Genomic DNA, 18,676 nt, shown 5'->3' on the forward strand with positions numbered 1-18,676 from the left:
CCGTCCGGCCCGGCGCAGCTCCCCGCACCACCATCGTCAAAGGAGACGACATGCCCTTCGCAAGCCCCCTGCCCGACGTCGAGATCCCCGACGTCACGCTCTACGACCTGCTGTTCGCCGACCTGTCCGGCGCCGACCTGGAGCGTCCGGCCACGATCGACGGCCCGACCGGGGCCGCGACGACCTACGGAGCCCTGCGCGCCCAGGTCGACGCCGTCGCCGGGGCCCTGGCGGCCCGCGGCGTCCGGCCGGGCGACGTCGTCGCCCTGCACTCGCCGAACGTGCCCGCGTTCGTGCCGGTGTTCCACGGCATCCTGCGCGCCGGTGCGACCGCGACGACCGTCAACGCGCTGGCCACGGGCGACGACGTCGCCCGCCAGCTCGCCGACTCGGGCGCCACGCTGCTGGTCACGGTGTCCCCGCTGCTGGCGGCGGCGACGGCGGGGGCCGAGGCGTCCGGCCTGGCGGCCGAGCGCGTCGTCGTGCTCGACGGCGCGGACGGCCACGAGTCGCTGCGCGACCTGCTCGCCGACGGGCTCGCCGCGCCCGACGTCGCGGTCGACCCTGCGACCCACCTCGCGGTGCTCCCGTACTCGTCGGGCACGACCGGTCGCTCGAAGGGCGTCATGCTGACGCATCGCAACCTCGTGGCGAACGTGCTCCAGACCGCCGCCATGATCGACGTGACCCCGCAGGACCGCGTCATCGCCGTGCTGCCGTTCTTCCACATCTACGGGATGACCGTCCTGCTCAACCTCGCGTTGCGCGCCCGTGCCGCGCTAGTCACGATGCCGCGCTTCGACCTGCCCGAGTTCCTGCGCATCACGCAGGAGGAGCGCTGCTCGTTCCTGTTCATCGCGCCGCCGATCGCCGTCGCCCTCGCGAAGCACCCGCTCGTCGACCGGTACGACCTGTCGGTCGTCCGCGAGGTCATCTCCGGCGCCGCGCCGCTGGACGGCGAGCTCGGCGGCGCCGTCGCCCGCCGCCTCGGCTGCGTCGTGCGGCAGGGCTACGGGATGACGGAGACCAGCCCGGTCGCGCTGCTCGTGCCCGACACCGGCGACGTCCCGCTGTCGAGCGTCGGCATCCCGATCCCCAACGTCGAGTGCATGATCGTCGACCCGGCGACCGGCGCAGAGGTTCCCCTGCTCCCGTCGGGCGTCAGCGACCCGGGCGAGCTCCTGGTCAAGGGCCCGAACATCATGGTCGGCTACCTCGGGAACCCGGAGGCGACGGCGGACACCATCGACGCCGACGGCTGGCTGCACACGGGCGACATCGTGACCGCGACGCCCGACGGCGTCGTCACCGTCGTCGACCGGCTCAAGGAGCTCATCAAGTACAAGGGCTACCAGGTCGCCCCCGCGGAGCTCGAGGCGCTGCTGCTCACCCACCCCGGCATCGCCGACGCCGCGGTGGTCGCCGCCCGCGACGCCGAGGGCGAGGAGGTGCCCAAGGCCTTCGTCGTGACCCAGGAGGGCGTCGACCTCTCGGCCGACGACGTCGTGTCGTTCGTCGCCGAGCGCGTCGCCCCCTACAAGAAGGTGCGCCAGGTCGTGTTCATCGACGCCGTCCCCAAGTCGGCGAGCGGCAAGATCCTGCGCAAGAACCTGCGCGCCACGGGGGTGTCCGCATGAGCCGCGACGAGCGGGCCGGGCGGGCCGGGCAGCCCCACGACTACGTCGTCGTCGGTGCGGGCTCGGCCGGGGCGGCGCTCGCGGGCCGGCTCAGCGCCGACCCGTCGGTGAGCGTCCTGCTCCTCGAGGCGGGGCCGCGGGACACGAAGACGGAGATCCACATCCCGGCGGCGTTCTCCAAGCTCTTCCGCTCCGAGGTCGACTGGGACTACGACACCGAGCCGCAGGAGCACCTCGGCGGGCGGCGCGTCTTCTGGCCGCGCGGCCGGGTGCTCGGCGGCTGCTCGTCGGTCAACGCGATGATGTGGGTCCGCGGGTTCCCCGAGGACTACGACGCCTGGGGCGAGGCGGCCGGGGCCGGCTGGTCGTGGGCGGGTCTGCTGCCCTACTTCGAGCGGGTCGAGCGCGTCGCGCCCGCCGTCGTGCGCGACAACGACGACGCGACCGGACGTGACGGCACCGTCCACGTGGACGACCAGCGCAGCCCCAGCCCCCACACGCGGGCGTACCTGACGGCGGCCGAACAGGTCGGGTTGTCGGTGGTGCCCGGTAACGGCCGCGACCAGCGGGGCTTCAGCCGCACGCAGGTCAGCCAGCACAGGGGCTCGCGGTTCAGCACCGCCGACGCGTACCTCAAGCCCGCGCGGAAGCGCCCCAACCTCACGGTCGTGACCGACGCGCAGGCCACGCGCGTCGTGTTCGACGGCACGCGGGCGGTCGGGGTCGAGTACGCCCGCGGCGGGGTGACGAGGGTGGCGCAGGCGCGCCGGGAGGTCGTCCTGTCGGGTGGTGCCGTGAACACGCCGCAGCTGCTCATGCTGTCGGGTGTCGGCGACCGTGCGGAGCTCGACGGGCTCGGCATCCCGGTCGTCGTCCACAGCCCCGAGGTCGGCAAGAACCTGCGCGACCACCTCATGGCCGTGCTGGCGGTCGAGGCGAGCGAGGGCACCCTCTTCCTCGCCGAGAAGCCGCGCGAGCTCGCGGCGTACCTGGCGCGCCGGCGCGGGATGCTGACCTCGAACGTCGGCGAGGCCTACGGCTTCGTGTCGACCGACCCGTCGGTCGACCTGCCCGACGTCGAGCTGATCTTCGCGCCCGTCGGGTTCATCGGGGAGGGGCTGATCGCCCACGACGGGCACGCGATCACGCTTGGCGCGATCCTCGTGCAGCCCGAGAGCACGGGCACGATCTCGCTCGCGAGCGCGGACCCGCTCGACAAGCCGCTCATCGACCCGCGGTACCTGAGCGACCCGGAGGGCAAGGACCGCGCCGCCCTCCTCGCGGGACTGGGCGTGTGCGAGGAGCTGCTCGTGACACCCGCGCTGCGGGCGGTGACGAACGGGGCGTTCGTGCAGCCCGCGGGCGGCGAGGAGCTGACGCGCGCGCAGCGCGACGAGGTCGCGCTCGTCGACCACGCGCACACGCTCTACCACCCGGTCGGGACAGCCCGCATGGGCTCCGACGCCGGCTCGGTGGTCGACGAGAAGCTGCGCGTGCGCGGCGTCACGGGCCTGCGTGTGGCCGACGCGTCGGTCATGCCGACGATCATCCGCGGCCACACGAACGCCCCTGCCATCGTCATCGGCGAGAAGGCGGCCGACCTGCTCCTCGGCGTCGACGCCGCCGGGCACCGGGTCGCGTCCGCCAGAATGGGGGTGTGAGCGACACCCGACCGGGACGACGTCGGCCCTGGAGGGTCGTGGGGGTCGTCGCGGGCGTCGTCGTGGTGCTGCTCGCGGTGCTCGCGGCCCTCGTCTGGAACGGGGTGCTGTGGCCCAACCGGATCACGGCCTCGACGTTCGAGGTGCGGGGCGTGGACGTCTCGGCCTACCAGGGCGAGATCGACTGGCCGGTGCTCGCCGGCCAGGACGTCGACTTCGCCTTCATCAAGGCGACCGAGGGCTCCGGGCACGTCGACGAGCGGTTCGAGGCGAGCTGGGCGGCGGCGCGGGAGACGGATCTCGTCGTCGGCGCGTACCACTTCCTCAGCTTCGAGAGCCCCGGCGCCGACCAGGCGGCGAACGTCGTCGCGAACGTCCCGGCCGACGCCGGGACGCTGCCGCCCGTCGTCGACGTCGAGTATTACGGGGACTTCGCGAGCGCCCCGCCGTCGGTCGACGAGCTGCGGGCGATCCTCGACCCGCTGCTCGACGCGCTGGAGGCGCACTACGGCGCCCCGCCGATCCTCTACACGACGCAGCAGGTGCGCGAGACGTATCTGGGCGACGACTACGACCGCTATCCGCTGTGGATCCGCTCCGTCGCGACGAGCCCCGACCTGCCGCGCCGGGACTGGGAGTTCTGGCAGTACTCGGACCGCGACGTGCTGGACGGCTACTCCGGCGAGGAGGAGCACATCGACATGAACGTGTTCGACGGCACCCTCGACGACCTGCGCGCGATGACGCTGGGCTGAGCGGCGGCGCCGGTCGTCGTCGCCCGTGCGCGCCCCGCCGTCACGTGCAGTCCAGGTCGGCCGCCAGGCCCTCCGTGGCCTGGACCACGCCCTGCGCCTCGTCCTTCAGCGACGCCGCCGCCTCGGCGAGGGTGGCGTCGTCGCTGATCTGCGCGAAGGCCGTCTCGAGGGCGTCCCAGGCCTGGTTCACCTCGTCGAGGTCGTTCTTCGCGACCGCCGCGAGGCTGTCCACGACCTCGTTCCGCGCGGCGTCGGCCTGCTCGCGGGCCGCGCGGACGTCGTCGACGGTGGCGTCCGGGCCGATCGCGCCGGCGAGGTCCGTCAGGGCGTCCCCGTACGCGGCGAGGTCCTGGCACGCCGGGCCCGACGGGCCCTGCTCGGCCGGCGAGTCCGGACCGCAGGCCGCGAGCAGCAGAGCCGCCGCCGCGAGCGCCGTCGGCCGTGACCAGCGGGCGGGGTGTGGGCTCATCGGGGCGTCTCCCTGGTCGCGCGTGCGGTCGGATGACCGTTGTCTCGACTCTGACCCGGGTGGGCCGCGCACGCCCGTCGTGACGCCGGCGTTCCCGCCTCCGCTCATCCGTGAACGATGGACTGCTCGTTTGATACGTTGTGCGGGTCAGCATCCCGACCCAGCGAGGACGCACCATGACCGCACTCAGCGACGAGACCGTGGCATCCCTGACGGGAGGCGACCTGCCGGTCGCGGTGCCCGCCTACGACCGCTCGCGGCTGCGCGCCGGCATCGTGCACGTCGGCGTCGGCGGCTTCCACCGCGCCCACCAGGCGATGTACCTCGACCGGCTGATGACGGAGGGAAAGGCGCTCGACTGGGCGATCTGCGGCGTGGGGGTGCTGCCGCACGACGCGCGGATGCGCGACGCGCTCACCTCGCAGGACGGTCTGTACACCCTGGTGCTCAAGCACCCGGACGGCACGCTCGAGGGCCGGGTGATCGGCTCGATCGTCGAGTTCCTCCTCGCCCCCGACGACCCGGAGGCCGCGATCGAGCGGATGGCGTCGCCCGAGATCCGCATCGTCTCGCTGACCGTCACGGAGGGCGGCTACAACGTCAACCCGGTCACCGGCGAGTTCGACGCCGCCGACCCGGCCGTCCAGGCCGACCTCGTGCCCGGCGCGGTCCCGGCCACGACGTTCGGGCTGGTCACGGAGGCGCTGCGCCGGCGTCGTGACCGCGGCGTCCCGCCGTTCACCGTGCAGAGCTGCGACAACATCCAGGGCAACGGCGACGTCGCGCACCGCATGTTCGTGGCGTTCGCCCGGCTCGAGGACGCGGAGCTCGCGGACTGGATCGAGGCGCACGTCCCGTTCCCCAACTCGATGGTCGACCGCATCACGCCCGTGACCACCGACGACGACCGGGCGATGGTCGCCGAGCGGTTCGGCGTCGACGACGCATGGCCCGTCGTGGCCGAGCCGTTCACGCAGTGGGTGATCGAGGACCGGTTCGCGGCCGGCCGACCGCCGTACGAGGAGGTCGGCGCGCAGCTGGTCGACGACGTCGAGCCGTACGAGCTGATGAAGCTGCGGCTGCTCAACGCCAGCCACCAGGCCCTGTGCTACCTCGGCTACCTGGCCGGGTATCGCTACGCCCACGAGGTCTGCGCCGACGAGACGTTCGTGCGGTTCCTGCGCGACTACATGGCCCGCGAGGGCGCGCCCACGCTGCTCCCGGTGCCCGGCATCGACGTCGCCGCGTACCAGGACACGCTCATCGAGCGGTTCGCCAACCCGCACGTGCGCGACACGCTCGCGCGTCTGTGCGCCGAGTCGTCCGACCGCATCCCCAAGTGGCTGCTGCCGGTGGTGCGCGCCAACCTCGCGTCGGGCGGCGAGGTCCACCGGTCGGCGGCGGTCGTGGCCTCGTGGGCGCGGTACGACGAGGGCGTCGACGAGGACGGTGAGCCCATCGCGATCGTCGACCGCCTCGCCGACCGGCTCCGGGCGGCCGCCGCGCAGAACCGCCGTGACCCGCTCGCGTTCCTGCGCGACGAGGAGCTCTTCGGCGACCTCGCCTCCGAGCCGCGGTTCGTCGAGGCGTACATCGCGGCGCTCGACTCGTTGCACACCCTCGGGGCGCGCGCGACCGTGGAGCGACTGGTCCGCGGGTGAGCCCGCCGCTCAGGTCCGCGGCGCAGCACCGTGGAGCGCGTGGTCGACCAGCGGCTCGACGATCGAGTCGTCGAAGGGCACGCGGAGCACGAGCAGCCGGTGGTAGCAGGCGCCCCACAGCTGGTCGACGATGACGTCCAGGTCGGCGTCGTCCCGCAGCTGACCGCGCTGCTGCGCGGCCCGCAGCCGGACGCGGGCGAGCTCGCGGCGGGGCTGTGCATAGGTCTGGGACCAAGCGCGTGCCAGGTCGGGGTCCAGCTGCGCGGCGCCGATGAGCTCGGCCATCGGTTGCTGCGCGCCCTCGTCCATCAGCCAGCGAACGAACGCGCCGAGCTGGGAGATCAGGTCGGCCCGCAGGTCACCCGTGTCGGGGAAGGCCAGCTCCCGCTCGCTGCGGGCGAAGTACGCCTCGGCGGCGAGCGCGCCGGGCGACGGCCACCACTTGTAGAGGGTCGTCCTGCTCGCCCCGGCCTCCGCGGCGACGCGGTCGAAGGTCACGGCCGGCAGGCCGTCGCGGAGCAGGAGGCGGCCCGCCGCCGCGAGCACGGCGGCCCGCACCTCGGCCGCCGGCCGGCGACCTCGACCTCGTCGTGCACCAGGGTCCTGCGACATCGACGCCCTCCTCTTATGGACACTGCGTCCATTTGCGGCTACCGTCGAAGTGGACAGAGCGTCCATATCCTAGCGGGAGGTTCACGTCATGCCGCAGAGCACCGATCGCGTCGCGATCGTCACCGGGGGGTCCGGCGGGATCGGCAGGGCCACCGCCCGACGCCTGGCCGCCGACGGTCTCGCCGTCGTCGTGCACCACGCCGGGAACCAGGACCGCGCCGAGGAGGCGGTCGACGCGGTCACCCGCGCCGGGGGCCGGGCCGTCAGCGCCGGCGGCGACGTGGCGGACGAGGACGCGATGCGTGCCGTCTTCGACGTCGCGGACGCGCGGTTCGGCGGGGTCGACGTCGTCGTCCACACGGCGGGGATCATGCCGCTCGCGCCCGTCGCGCAGATGGACCTGGACACGTTCGACCGGATCCAGCGCACCAACGTCCGTGGGACGTTCGTCGTCGACCAGCTCGCCGTGCGTCGGGTGCGTGCCGGTGGCGCCATCGTCAACCTCTCCACGTCAGTCACCCGGCTGCAGCTGCCGGGCTACGGCGCCTATGCGGCCTCGAAGGGCGCCGTCGAGGCGCTGACGCTGATCCTCGCCCGGGAGCTGCGGGGTCGCGACGTCACGGTCAACGCCGTCGCGCCGGGGCCCACGGCCACGCCGCTCTTCTTCGAGGGCAAGAGCCAAGAGGCCGTCGACCGGATCGCCGCCATGAACCCGATGGAACGGATCGGTACCCCCGAGGACGTCGCCGAGACCGTGGCGTTCCTCGCGGGGCCCGCCCGCTGGGTGAACGGGCAGGTGCTCTACGTCAACGGGGGTGCGGCATGAGACGCGGGCGGGAGGCCGTCGCCCGCGCCGTCGCCGCCGCCGGGCTCGCCCTGAGCCTCGCGGCGGTGCTGGGCGCGTGCTCGCCCGACGCCCGGCCGACGACGCCCGCCCGCCCGACGCCCGCCCGCGCGACGCCCTCCGCCACCCCGGGCGCCGTCCCCGGCGAGGGGGCGGCGACGCTCGGCACGCCGGTCGAGCTGGCGACCGGGCTCGACGCGCCCTGGGGCCTCACGTTCCTCCCCGACGGGTCGGCGCTCGTGTCCGAGCGCATCACCGGCGAGATCGAGCGCATCCCCGCCGGCGGGGGCGACCCGCGGACGGTCGGTGTCGTGCCCGGGGTGCGGGCGACGTCGGAGGGCGGGCTGCTCGGCATCATCGCCTCCCCGGACTTCGAGACCGACCGCACCGTCTTCGCCTCCGTCTCCGGTACCGACCAGAACCGGGTCGTGGCGCTTACCATCGCCCCCGACCACGGCTCGCTCGCCGTCGACCGGGTGCTGCTCGACGGCATCCGGACGGCGGACCGGCACCACGGCGGCCGCCTCGCGATCGGGCCCGACGGCCACCTGTGGATCGGCACGGGCGACGCCTTCGAGCCCGAGAACGCGGCCTCCGACGAGTCGCTCAACGGCAAGATCCTCCGCATCGCCGTCGACGGCTCCGTCCCGGAGGGCAACCCGGGCCCGTCGCCGGTCTACTCCAGCGGCCACCGCAACGTGCAGGGGATCGCGTTCGGTCCCGACGGCACGGCCTACGCCTCCGAGCTGGGGCATCGCACCTGGGACGAGGTGAACGTGCTCCGTCCGGGCGCCGACTACGGGTGGCCGGAGACCGAGGGCATCGCCGGGTCGACAGGCGAGCCGCCGATCGCCACCATCCACCCGGACGACGCGAGCCCGTCCGGCGTCGCGTATGCCGAGGGCTCCCTGTGGATTGGCGCCTTGGGCGGCCAGCGGCTCTGGCAGCTCCCCGTCGACGGCGGCTCCGCCACGGCGAACCCGGTCGACCACCTCGTCGGCGAGCACGGCAGGATCCGCACGGTCGGGGCCGCGCCGGACGGGTCGCTGTGGATTATGACGTCGAACACCGACGGCGCCACCTGGGGCGGCACCGAGCCGCGCGCGGGCGACGACCGCATCCTGCGCGTCCCGGTGGAGGCGGCGTCCTAGGATCCCGGACCGAGTACCGGAAACCCCAGCCGGAACCTCAGCGGGACCGCGGGTCGGGGGCGGCCGACTGCCGCAGCTCGCGCGCCTGGGCGACGGCGTCGGCACGCTTGGCGGCCTTCTTGTCGCTCGCGCGCGTGTCGCGGGGCGGGAGCTGGATCGTCTCCTCGGCGGCGATCCCGCCCTGCAGCTCCCGGCTGCGCTCGAGCTCGGCGTCGAGCTCCGCGCCGAAGAGGAGCGCGAGGTTGGTGATCCATAGCCACAGCAGGAAGACGATGGCGCCGGCCATGATCCCGTACGACCCGTAGTTGCCGAAGTTCGCCACGTAGAACCCGAAGGCGGCGGACGCCACGATCCACACGAGGATCGCGACGGCGGCGCCCACGCTGATCCAGCGGAACTTCGGCTGCTTCACGTTGGGCGTCAGGTGGTACAGAAGGGCGACGACGATCACGACGAGCAGCAGGGCAAGCGGCCACTTGGCGATGTTCCACACGGTGAGCGCGACGTCGCCGAGGCCGATCGCGTCGCCGACCGCGCGCGCGACGGGCCCTGAGAGCACGAGGCTCGCGACGATGATGGCCGCGAGCACGACGACCACGAGCGTCACGAGCAGCATCACCGGACGCAGCTTCCAGATCGGCCGGCCCTCCTCGACCTCGTACACCCGGTTCATCGCCCGGCCGAAGGCACCCACGTACCCGGAGGCCGACCACAGGGCGAGGACGAGGCTGAGGACCAGGGCGAGGCCGGCACCCGTCGAGGTGGTGGCCGTGCTGACGAGCTGTTCGACGACCGGCAGCATGTCCTCGGGCAGGAAGCCCTCGACCGTCGTCATGATCGAGTCGATCGCAGCCTCGGGGTCGCCGACGAACCCCAGCAGCGACACGAGCGCCAAGACCGCGGGAGCCGACGCCAGGACCGCGTAGTACGTGAGCGCGGCGGCGAGGTCGGTGCAGTCGTCGTCGGAGAACTCCCGGAACGCCCCCTTGATCGCGATCCCCCAGGACGGCTTGCCAAGGTCGGGCGGGGACTCGGGCTTGCGCGGGTCGTCGGGGTCGGGCTGCGGGCCGGAGCCCGTCCGCTGCTCGCCGGTCTCGGTCATGGCGACCTCCTCGTGCGCGCGGCACGTCGCCGCGGTCCCTCTCAGGCTCGGCGCGGCGCGGATCGCCCGCAAGGCGAGCCCGTCAGGCCGCGGGCGAGCCGAGCAGCTCCTCCAGGGCGCGGGCGGCGGCGTCGTCGCACACGATCGTCGTCGCGATCCCCCCGACGACGGCGGCGCGCAGCGCGGGGGCGACGTGCTCGCCGTAGCCGACGGCGAGGACCTCGGGGGTGCGGGCGAGCTGCTCGGGCGTCACCCCGACGACGCGCGCGTCCAGCGGGGTGACCAAAGGGCTGCCGTCGGTGGCGAAGAGGCGCCCGGAGCACTCGGCGACGGCGCCCGCGGCGGCGGCGTCCTCGCGCTCGGCGTCGGTGACGAGGGGGTAGACGGTCGACCCGGTGGCCGACCAGGCCCCGACGGCGACCACCGCGAGGTCGAGCGCGTCCGCGCGGTCGAGGGCGGCGGCGACCTCGGGCTGGCGGCGCATCCCCGCGGCGGTCGCGGGGTCGCCCACGAGCAGCGGCGACCAGACCGGCCAGGTGCGCACGCCCTCCATGCCGCGGAACCGCTCGATCAGCGCGAGCGAGTTGCCCGCGCCGTCGACCGGCAGGGCGCCCACGAGCTGCACCACCTCGCAGGGCGGCAGGGCGCCCAGGAGGCCGGCGGCGAGCTCGATGGTGCGCGACCAGGAGACGCCGACGGTGGTGCCCGCGCGCACGCGGGCGGCGAGGAGACCGGCCAGCGCGTGCGCCGCCGCGTCGCGGGTGCGCCGGGGGTCGTTCCCGGTCGCCACGATCACGACCTCCTGGGCGCCGAGCAGGTCGGCGAGGCGTCGGGCCCGGTCGCCGTCGAGGTGCGCGGGGGGCGCGATCTCGATGCGGACCACGCCCGCCTCCCTCGCCTCGGCGAGCAGGCGGGCGACCTGGAACCGCGAGATCCCGCGGCGGTCGGCGATCTCCACCTTGGACCGGCCGTCGAGGTAATAGTCGCGGCTCACGTCGACGAGGAGCCTGGCGTGGTCGGGCTGGGTCACGGGGTCTCCTGGGGACGCGCGCCGATGCGCGAGCGAATGAGCGTGGGGCCTTGCTCACCTGAGCCTAGCGAACTACTGTCGGAACAGATGAGCGCAGCGCCGCATCTCATCTGTGCGCGACGGTGCTCGAACGGACAGCGACGAGGCGATCGTCCCGACGTGAGGACAGCGATGTTCCGAGCACTGACCCGACTCCGATCCCGGCCAGCTCTACGGCTCACCGCCGCGCTGAGCGCCGCCGCCCTCGGGCTCGGCCTGACCGCGTGCGCCGGGGCGGGCGCCGTCGGCGGGGGAGACGGCGAGCAGATCGTGGTCGCGATCGTCTCGAACCCGCAGATGCAGGACGCGATCTCCCTGCAGGACCGCTTCAAGGCCGAGCACCCCGACGTCGACGTGCGGTTCGTGTCCCTGCCCGAGAACGAGGCGCGCGCCAAGATCACCGCGTCGGTCGCGACCGGCGGCGGTGAGTTCGACGTCGTGATGATCTCCAACTACGAGACGCCGATGTGGGCCGCCAACGGCTGGATCGAGAACCTGCAGCCGTACGCCGACGAGACCGAGGGCTACGACCCCGACGACTTCGTGCCGAGCGTGCGCGAGGCGCTGTCGTACGACGGCGACCTGTACTCGGTGCCGTTCTACGGCGAGTCGTCGTTCCTGGCCTACCGCGAGGACGTCTTCGAGCAGGCCGGCCTCACCATGCCCGACCGGCCGACCTGGGACGACGTGCGCGAGCTCGCGGCCGAGCTCGACGACCCGGCGAACGACTTCTCGGGCGTCTGCCTGCGCGGCCTGGCCGGATGGGGCGAGGTCATGGCGCCGCTGACCACGGTGATGAACACGTTCGGCGGGCAGTGGTTCGACGAGGGCTGGAACGCCCGGCTCGACTCGCCCGAGGTGAAGGAAGCCGTGCAGACCTACGTCGACACCGTGCGCGAGCACGGCCAGCCCGGTGCGGCGACGTCGGGCTTCGGCGACTGCCTCACCAGGTTCGCGCAGGGAAACGCGGCCATGTGGTACGACGCGACGTCGATGGTCTCCTCGATCGAGGACCCGGCGTCGTCCACCGTCGCGGGCAAGACGGGCTACGTCCCCGCGCCGGTGGAGAGCACCGACGCCGCCGGCTGGCTGTACTCGTGGTCGCTGGCGATCCCGACCACCAGCGAGCACAAGGACGCCGCCTGGGACTTCGTCTCGTGGATGACGGACAAGGACTACATCCGGCTCGTGGGCGAGGAGCTGTCGTGGGAGCGGGTGCCGCCCGGCAGTCGGCTCTCCACCTACGAGATCCCCGAGTACGCGGAGGTCTCCGAGGCGTACGCCGACGCGACGCTCACGGCGATGAACGAGGCCACCCAGGAGCAGACGATGGCGCAGCCCGTCCCGTACCCGGGCATCCAGTTCGTCGGGATCCCCGAGTTCCAGGACCTCGGGACGCGGGTCGGCCAGCAGATCTCGGCCGCCGTGGCGGGCCAGAAGACGGTGGACGAGGCGCTCGAGCAGTCGCAGCGCTACGCCGAGACCGTCGCCGAGACGTACCGAGAGGGGGGCGAGCGATGACCGCCGTCACCGCCCAGGCCGGGAGCCTGCGTCGCGCCCAGGCGCAGCGCTCGCGCGCCGACAAGCACGAGTACCCCCGCGCCGAGCGGTGGCGTCGCCGGGCGCCGCTGCTTCCCGCGCTGGTCTTCACCGTCGTCGTCACGCAGATCCCGTTCCTGGTGACGCTCTGGTACTCGCTGCGCTCGCGGAACCTGCTGAACCCGGGCTCCGACCAGTTCGTCGGGCTCGCCAACTACGCGGACATCGCCCGCGACTCCGTGTTCCGCCAGACGGCGTGGAACTCCGTCGTGATCACGCTCGGGTGCGTGCTCGTGGCGATGCTCCTCGGCATCCTGCTGGCGATCCTGCTGGACCGCCCGTTCCGCGGCCGTGGCGTGGCCCGCACGCTGCTCATCACGCCGTTCCTCATCATGCCGGTGGCGAGCTCCGTGCTGTGGTCGATGGCGATGCTCAACCCGACGTACGGGCTGTTCAACTGGACCCTCGGCCTCGTCGGCATCGACCCGGTGGACTGGACGTCGACGTACCCGATCGTCGCGATCCTCATGGCCCTCGTGTGGCAGTGGACGCCGTTCATGATGCTGCTCGTGCTCGCCGGGCTGCAGGCGCAGCCGAAGGACGTGCTCGAGGCCGCCGCGGTGGACGGCGCCGGCTGGTGGCGCACCTTCGGCTCGATCACGCTGCCGCAGCTGCGCCGGTACATCGAGCTGGGCGTGCTGCTGGGGATCATCTACGTGGTCAACACGTTCGACCAGATCTACCTCATGACCGCCGGCGGCCCCGGGACGGCCAGCGCCAACCTGCCGTTCTACATCTACCAGCGCGCCTTCCTCGGCTTCGACGTCGGGCAGGCCGCCGCGATGGGCGTCGTCGTCGTCATCGCCACGATCATCGTCGCCTCCGCCGCGCTGCGGCTCATCTTCCGCAGCTTCGACGTCAAGGAGTGAGCAGGTCATGAGCTCTGCCACCGCAACCACCGCTCCCCCCGCCGGCGCCCCCGCGGGCCGCGTGGCCCCGCGCCGCGAGCCCCGGCGCGGGCGCGTCACCGGCGGGCTGCTCACCACGCTCACGTGGATCCTGTCCCTCGGGTTCTTCTTCCCCGTGCTGTGGATGGCGATGACGGCCTTCAAGCAGGAGAGCGAGGCGTCGTCCAGCCCGCCCACCTGGTTCTTCACCCCGACGCTCGACCAGTTCCGGGCCGTGGTCGGCGAGTCCGGCACGTACGTGGCGAACTCGGCGATCGCGACCGGCGTCTCGACGGTCCTCGTGCTGCTGCTCGGCATCCCCGCCGCGTACGCGCTGTCGATCCGGCCGGTGGAGAAGGTCAGCGACGTGCTGTTCTTCTTCATCTCCACCAAGATGCTGCCGGTCGTGGCCGTCATCGTGCCGATCTACGTCATCGCCGGGCAGCTCAAGGTGCTCGACAACGTGTGGACCCTCGTCGTGCTCTACACGGCGATGAACCTGCCCATCGCGGTGTGGATGATGCGCTCGTTCTTCCAGGAGATCCCGGCCGAGGTGCTGGAGGCCGCCGCCATGGACGGCGCGGGGCTCATGAAGACGCTGCGGTCCGTCCTCATCCCGATGGTCGCGCCCGGCATCGCGGCCACCGCCCTCATCTGCGTGATCTTCGCCTGGAACGAGTTCTTCTTCGCGCTCAACCTCACCGCGTCGCAGGCCGCCACCGTGCCGATCTTCCTCGTGTCCACCATGACCAGCGAGGGTCTGTTCCTCGCACGGCTGTGCGCGGCGGCGCTGCTCGCCTCGCTGCCGGTCATCCTCGCGGGGTGGATCGCGCAGAAGCAGCTCGTGCGCGGCCTGTCGATGGGGGCGATCAAGTAAGGCGACGAGTTTCCGCTCGCCGGCCGGTCGCTAGGGGCATGACGATCACCGGAGTGCTCGACTCACGATTCAGCTCGGCCACGGAGCCGACGGCATGGCCGGAGGTGGAGGCCGCGCTGGCCGGCGCGACGCTCTATCGGCTCACCACCGTGCGGGCGGACGGCCGCCCCCACGTCACGCCCCTCGTGGGCCTGTGGGTCGACGACGGCTTCGTGTTCTGCACCGGGCCCGACGAGCAGAAGGCGCGCAACCTCGCGCACGGCGCCCATGTGGCGGTCACCATCGGCTCGGAGGCCTGGGACGCGGGGCTCGACGTCGTCGTGGAGGGCGCGGCGGTCCGCGCCACGGGGGGCGAGGAGCTGCGACGCCTCGCTGACGCGTACCGCGAGAAGTACGGCACCGCGTGGGACTTCGAGAGCGACGACGAGGCGTTCGACCCGCACGGGCAGCGGGCGCTCGTCTACCGCGTCGTCGTCGACAAGGTCCTCGCCTTCGCCAAGTCCCCGCACGGGCAGACGACGTTCCGCCGTTGACCGCCCGGGCTCAGGTGCGGCGCTCGTGGCGCACCGGCTTGAGCCGGGCGGGAGCGTCGGTCGCGGGCACCCAGTCGCACGTGAACCAGCCGCGGTAGCCGAAGAGGAAGCCGAACCGGCGGTTCGAGACCTCCAGGTCGACGTGGAACCGGTCGGCGGCGTCGTCGTACCGCTCCCGCAGCAGCGCTCGGCCGCTGAACAGCATCGGGAAGCGGAACGCCAGCGGGCCCTCGTAGAACCGCTGGGCGTCGGACGTGAGCACCAGGCCGCCGTCGTCGTCGGCGTGCAGGTCGAGGTCGACGGCGAGGTGCTGGTGCGTGCCGAGGTAGTCGACGACGGTGCCGGCGGGGGCGAGGATCATGGTCGCGTCGAACCAGCGCCGGTGCCCGCGGATGTCGTAGGAACGCACGAACGTCACCGTCTCGCGGCCCAGCGGGTCGCGGTAGGGGTAGTTCTCGACGGTGAACGGCACGTCGCGGCCGACGTCGGGCACCAGGATGTTCCGCAGCCGTCCCACCTGCAGGAACGGGACCGTCCACCACGGCCCGCGGCGGATCTCGGTCATCATGCCGGTACCGACGCACGCCTCGCCGCCAGCCAGCCCGACGGCGAAGCGGCGCTGCAGCATCGGGTGGAGGCGGTCGAACTCCGCCCCCATCGCCTGGCGGAAGATCGAGGTGGCGCGGGTGGGTGTCACGGGGCGGCCTTCGGGGCGGGCAGGGAGTCGAGGCTGCGCGGGGCGTCGCGCAGGTGGTCGTCGCGGCGGCGGCCGCGCGCGGGGGAGCGGCGGCAGCGGGACGCGCGCGGACGGTCGGGCCGCCAGACCCACAGCACGCTGCGCAGCGGCCAGAGCTCGGGCTCGTCGCCCCGCTCGGCCCACAGGCGCAGGCGGTCGAAGCTCCACGCCGTGGCCCACCCCAGCAGCGGGCGCGCCACGAGGTCGAGGACCCGGCCCCAGCCCGGCTCGTAGTCGTACCCCGTGAGGAAGCGGACGCCGTCGCCGTCGGGCACGTAGCGCCAGTAGCCGCGGCCCGCGCGGATCGGGGAGCGCCGGTCGGTGGTGGCGAACCGCAGCGCCGAGGTGCGCGTGCCGTCGCGCCGGCCCGTCTCGCCGAGGCTCACGCCGTCCCCCGCGACCGTGCCGATCGGCGTGCGGCGCGTGTACGTGAACCGGGTCGCGCCGCCGTCCGCCGGCGTCGTCGGGACGATGCGCGAGAACCGCACGTCCCAGCGCACGTGCTGCTCCGGGTCCTGGGTGAGCGCCCAGACCGTCTCCAGCGGCGCGGCGATCGTCGTCTCGACGTAGATCCCGCGCCGGCTCACGGGCGCGTCACCACGGGGTCGTGGACGCGTCGACCTCGGGGACGACGCCCGTGCACTCGGCGACGACGTCGCCCGAGGCGTCCGCCAGCGTCGCCCGAGCCGCCCAGCCCGAGACGTCCTCCGGGGCGTCGACCAGAGCGGAGGCGACGTGGTCGACGTCGACCGACCACCAGGTCTCGTCGTCGCCGGAGCCGTCGGGCGAGGTCTGCGCGGACGAGTACTGGCGGCCGTCCGGCGAGCGCACCACGAGGGTGGCGCGCGGGCTCTCGCCGTCGTTCGGGTCGACGGAGCCTTCGGCGGCCGGGTCCGTCGACCAGCCGACGACGGCCTGCCAGCTCTCCGCCGTCGTGCGCGTCATGCCGAGCCGTGTGTCCCACTCCTCGCTGTACGCGCTGCCGATCGTCGCGACGTAGGGCTCCGCGCCGGCGAGGTCGCACGCGGCCTCGGACTCCGCCATGAGCTGGCCGCCGCCGCCGCCGTGCACCAGGCTCATCGCTGCCGACGCCGCGCAGAGGACGAGCGCGATGCCGCCGGTGACGCGGCGCGGCCACCGCAGCCACGGGGCGCGGTCGTCACGGAGCCGCCGGAGTCGCGCGACCCACGGGTGCGGCTCGGGGGTCGTCGTGCGCACCGCGACGGTGCCGACCAGCGAGTCGGCGAAGGTCCGGCCCTCGACGTGGAAGGCAGCCCGGATGTACCCGATCACGAGGATCGAGTCGAGCAGGTGGGCCAGCCAGCGCAGTACCGTGCCGAGCAGCCCGATCGGGCGGCCGCTACCCGCGTCGACCACCGCGATGCCTGCGACCCGCTTGCCCGGCGTCATGCCGGTGTACGCCTGCAGCACGCCGAGCGCGACGAGCGTCCAGGCCGCCCAGGCGGCACCGCCGGCCGTCGCGGGCTCGCCCAGCCCCGGAAGCGTGGCGAGGGACGGGGCATCGCCTGCGCCGAGGAATGCGATCGACGCGACGACCGCCGAGTCGAGCAGGACCGCGACGGCCCGGCTCCCCCACGAGGCCTTCGGCCGGTCCGGGGTGAACGGGCCGAGCGCGTGCGCCACCGGCGTGCCACCGTTGGGCGGTGCCGCGGGCGGCGGCGTGCCCGCGAGGGTGGTCGTCATGACGGCATGGTCCCACCGGCCGGGGGCCGGCGTCCACGGATGTCGGCCCTGGTCATGGCGCCTGGTGGGGGGGTGACCGTACCGGCGTCCCCGTCGACGACCGCCGTCGTCGCTCCGCCCAGCCGGCGCGTCGCCCCCCGGACGCCGAGGACGGCGGGCAGCCCGAGCTCGCGCGCGACGATGGCGGCGTGCGACAGCAGCCCGCCGGTCTCCGTCACGACCGCGGCGACGACCCTGAACAGCGGCGTCCAGGCCGGGTCGGTCTCACGGCACACCAGCACGTCGCCCGGGCGGACGGCGGAGAAGTCGTCCGGCCCGCGCACGACCCGCACCGGCCCGCGCCCCCGGCCGCCGCTCCCCGGCGTCCCCCGCAGCATCGCTGGACCGCTGTGAGCATGATTTTGGCCCACTCTCACGGGCCAGAGTGGGCCAAAATCATGCTCACAGCGCGGGGGCGGGAGGGCGGCGGTCACGGGGCGCGCCTGGAGCAGCCAGGCAGTGCCGGCGCCGTCGACCGCCCACTCCACGTCCTGCGGGCCGCCGAGCAGGGTCGCGACCCGCGCCCCCAGGTCGGCGAGGCGGAGCACCTCGTCGTCGTCGAGGCAGGGCCGGCGCCGGTCGTCGTCGGCGACGTCGCGGGTGACGGTGCCGGTCGTGGTGCCGGTCGTGGTGCCGGTCGTGGTGCCGGCGGGGGAGCGGTCGACGCGGGTGCGCTTGGCGCCCGTGCGGCGGCCGGCGATCGCGCCGCGCGTGACGGTGAACCGGTCCGGGTCGACGGAGCCCTGCACCACGCTCTCGCCCAGGCCCCACGACGCCTCGACGACGGTCTCGCCGCCGTCGGGGGCGGTGAACAGCACGCCGGCCGCGCGGGCGTCGACGAGCCGCTGCACCAGCACCGCGACCCCGGCGGCGTCCGCGCCGGCACCCGAGCCGGTGGCGACGCGGTACGCCGCGACGCGTGGCGCCCGGGCCGAGGCGCGGCACGCACGCACGGCGGCGACGACGGCGTCGGCCCCGACCGCCCCGAGCACCGTCTCGTACTGCCCGGCGGCGGAGGCTCGCGGACCGTCCTCGTCGGCTGCCGACGACCGCGCCGCCACCGGGACGTCGGCGCGCGCCGCGCCAGGAGCGCTCAGCCCGCCGAGGCCGGCCGCGACGGCCGCGGGCACCTCGCCGTCGGGCACGGCGGCGGGGACGACGAAGCCGTCGGGCACGGACAGGCCGGCGCGGCGCAGCCGGCCGAGGTTGGCCGCCTTGCCGCCGTGCACAGCCGTCGCGTGGTCGAGCGGGACGGTCGCGGTCACGGCTCCACCTCCGTTCTGGGGCACCCATGTTCAACACGCTGTTGACAACAGGATGTTGATGCTGCCACCGTCGCG

Annotated in this window: 18 protein-coding genes; 10 read left to right on the forward strand and 8 right to left on the reverse strand. The window is 73.7% G+C overall.

Annotated features, from left to right (window positions below; translation table 11 throughout):
• The first annotated feature begins 50 nt into the window (after window positions 1-50).
• The 3 genes from ABD254_RS10090 to ABD254_RS10100 are packed head-to-tail and all read left to right on the forward strand — an operon-like array spanning window position 51 to window position 4,053.
• Window positions 51-1,637, forward strand: a complete 1,587-nt coding sequence (locus ABD254_RS10090) for an AMP-binding protein (RefSeq protein ID WP_344248110.1) — start codon at window positions 51-53, stop codon at window positions 1,635-1,637.
• Window positions 1,634-3,298 (forward strand): GMC family oxidoreductase, encoded by a 1,665-nt coding sequence (locus ABD254_RS10095; protein ID WP_344248112.1) that lies wholly within the window; start codon window positions 1,634-1,636, stop codon window positions 3,296-3,298. The genes ABD254_RS10090 and ABD254_RS10095 overlap by 4 nt, the downstream gene beginning before the upstream one ends.
• Complete coding sequence (locus tag ABD254_RS10100; protein WP_344248114.1) at window positions 3,295-4,053, forward strand: GH25 family lysozyme; 759 nt, start codon at window positions 3,295-3,297, stop codon at window positions 4,051-4,053. Before ABD254_RS10095 ends, ABD254_RS10100 begins: the two co-directional genes overlap by 4 nt.
• Window positions 4,054-4,093: 40 nt before the next feature.
• Here the strand turns inward: ABD254_RS10100 and ABD254_RS10105 are convergent, their stop codons facing one another.
• Complete coding sequence (locus tag ABD254_RS10105) at window positions 4,094-4,522, reverse strand: hypothetical protein (RefSeq protein ID WP_344248116.1); 429 nt, start codon at window positions 4,520-4,522, stop codon at window positions 4,094-4,096.
• A 176-nt stretch (window positions 4,523-4,698) separates the two neighbouring features.
• Between ABD254_RS10105 and ABD254_RS10110 the strand changes: the two genes are divergently transcribed.
• Complete coding sequence (locus ABD254_RS10110) at window positions 4,699-6,183, forward strand: mannitol dehydrogenase family protein (protein WP_344248118.1); 1,485 nt, start codon at window positions 4,699-4,701, stop codon at window positions 6,181-6,183.
• A gap of 9 nt (window positions 6,184-6,192) precedes the next feature.
• On the opposite strand, the gene ABD254_RS10115 is transcribed toward ABD254_RS10110, so the two are convergent.
• Window positions 6,193-6,795: a TetR/AcrR family transcriptional regulator gene (locus ABD254_RS10115; RefSeq protein WP_344248120.1), complete on the reverse strand. Its 603-nt coding sequence runs from the start codon at window positions 6,793-6,795 to the stop codon at window positions 6,193-6,195.
• Between the two features lie 88 nt (window positions 6,796-6,883).
• Between ABD254_RS10115 and ABD254_RS10120 the strand changes: the two genes are divergently transcribed.
• Both ABD254_RS10120 and ABD254_RS10125 read left to right on the forward strand, forming a co-directional pair.
• Window positions 6,884-7,621: an SDR family oxidoreductase gene (locus ABD254_RS10120; protein WP_344248122.1), complete on the forward strand. Its 738-nt coding sequence runs from the start codon at window positions 6,884-6,886 to the stop codon at window positions 7,619-7,621.
• A complete protein-coding gene (locus ABD254_RS10125) occupies window positions 7,618-8,790 on the forward strand; it encodes a PQQ-dependent sugar dehydrogenase (RefSeq protein ID WP_344248124.1) in 1,173 nt (390 codons plus the stop codon). Before ABD254_RS10120 ends, ABD254_RS10125 begins: the two co-directional genes overlap by 4 nt.
• A 37-nt stretch (window positions 8,791-8,827) precedes the next feature.
• On the opposite strand, the gene ABD254_RS10130 is transcribed toward ABD254_RS10125, so the two are convergent.
• Together ABD254_RS10130 and ABD254_RS10135 are read right to left on the reverse strand one after the other, a co-directional pair.
• Window positions 8,828-9,892 carry a YihY/virulence factor BrkB family protein gene (locus ABD254_RS10130; protein ID WP_344248126.1) on the reverse strand — a complete coding sequence of 355 codons (1,065 nt, stop codon included), beginning with the start codon at window positions 9,890-9,892 and terminating at the stop codon, window positions 8,828-8,830.
• An 82-nt stretch (window positions 9,893-9,974) separates the two neighbouring features.
• A complete protein-coding gene (locus ABD254_RS10135; protein WP_344248128.1) occupies window positions 9,975-10,922 on the reverse strand; it encodes a sugar-binding domain-containing protein in 948 nt (315 codons plus the stop codon).
• Between the two features lie 171 nt (window positions 10,923-11,093).
• Between ABD254_RS10135 and ABD254_RS10140 the strand changes: the two genes are divergently transcribed.
• Genes ABD254_RS10140 through ABD254_RS10155 form a run of 4 tightly spaced genes read left to right on the forward strand, consistent with a single transcriptional unit; the run spans window position 11,094 to window position 14,857 of the window.
• On the forward strand, window positions 11,094-12,482 hold the full coding sequence (locus tag ABD254_RS10140) for an ABC transporter substrate-binding protein (RefSeq protein ID WP_344248130.1): 1,389 nt from the start codon (window positions 11,094-11,096) through the stop codon (window positions 12,480-12,482).
• Window positions 12,479-13,429, forward strand: coding sequence for a carbohydrate ABC transporter permease (locus ABD254_RS10145; protein ID WP_344248132.1), 951 nt, complete (start codon window positions 12,479-12,481; stop codon window positions 13,427-13,429). The genes ABD254_RS10140 and ABD254_RS10145 overlap by 4 nt, the downstream gene beginning before the upstream one ends.
• Window positions 13,430-13,436: 7 nt before the next feature.
• Complete coding sequence (locus ABD254_RS10150; protein ID WP_344248134.1) at window positions 13,437-14,324, forward strand: carbohydrate ABC transporter permease; 888 nt, start codon at window positions 13,437-13,439, stop codon at window positions 14,322-14,324.
• Between the two features lie 38 nt (window positions 14,325-14,362).
• Window positions 14,363-14,857 (forward strand): pyridoxamine 5'-phosphate oxidase family protein, encoded by a 495-nt coding sequence (locus tag ABD254_RS10155; protein WP_344248136.1) that lies wholly within the window; start codon window positions 14,363-14,365, stop codon window positions 14,855-14,857.
• Between the two features lie 10 nt (window positions 14,858-14,867).
• On the opposite strand, the gene ABD254_RS10160 is transcribed toward ABD254_RS10155, so the two are convergent.
• Genes ABD254_RS10160 through ABD254_RS10175 form a run of 4 tightly spaced genes read right to left on the reverse strand, consistent with a single transcriptional unit; the run spans window position 14,868 to window position 18,601 of the window.
• Window positions 14,868-15,554: a DUF4166 domain-containing protein gene (locus ABD254_RS10160; protein WP_344248138.1), complete on the reverse strand. Its 687-nt coding sequence runs from the start codon at window positions 15,552-15,554 to the stop codon at window positions 14,868-14,870.
• Entirely contained in the window at window positions 15,551-16,180 is a 630-nt protein-coding gene (locus ABD254_RS10165) for an SRPBCC family protein (protein ID WP_344248140.1), read from the reverse strand. Before ABD254_RS10165 ends, ABD254_RS10160 begins: the two co-directional genes overlap by 4 nt.
• Window positions 16,181-16,187: 7 nt before the next feature.
• Window positions 16,188-17,297, reverse strand: coding sequence for an RDD family protein (locus ABD254_RS10170; RefSeq protein ID WP_344248142.1), 1,110 nt, complete (start codon window positions 17,295-17,297; stop codon window positions 16,188-16,190).
• On the reverse strand, window positions 17,294-18,601 hold the full coding sequence (locus ABD254_RS10175; protein ID WP_344248144.1) for a PEP/pyruvate-binding domain-containing protein: 1,308 nt from the start codon (window positions 18,599-18,601) through the stop codon (window positions 17,294-17,296). Before ABD254_RS10175 ends, ABD254_RS10170 begins: the two co-directional genes overlap by 4 nt.
• Between the last annotated feature and the right edge of the window lie 75 nt (window positions 18,602-18,676).

The organism is Isoptericola hypogeus (genome assembly GCF_039531145.1).
Taxonomy (GTDB): domain Bacteria; phylum Actinomycetota; class Actinomycetes; order Actinomycetales; family Cellulomonadaceae; genus Isoptericola; species Isoptericola hypogeus.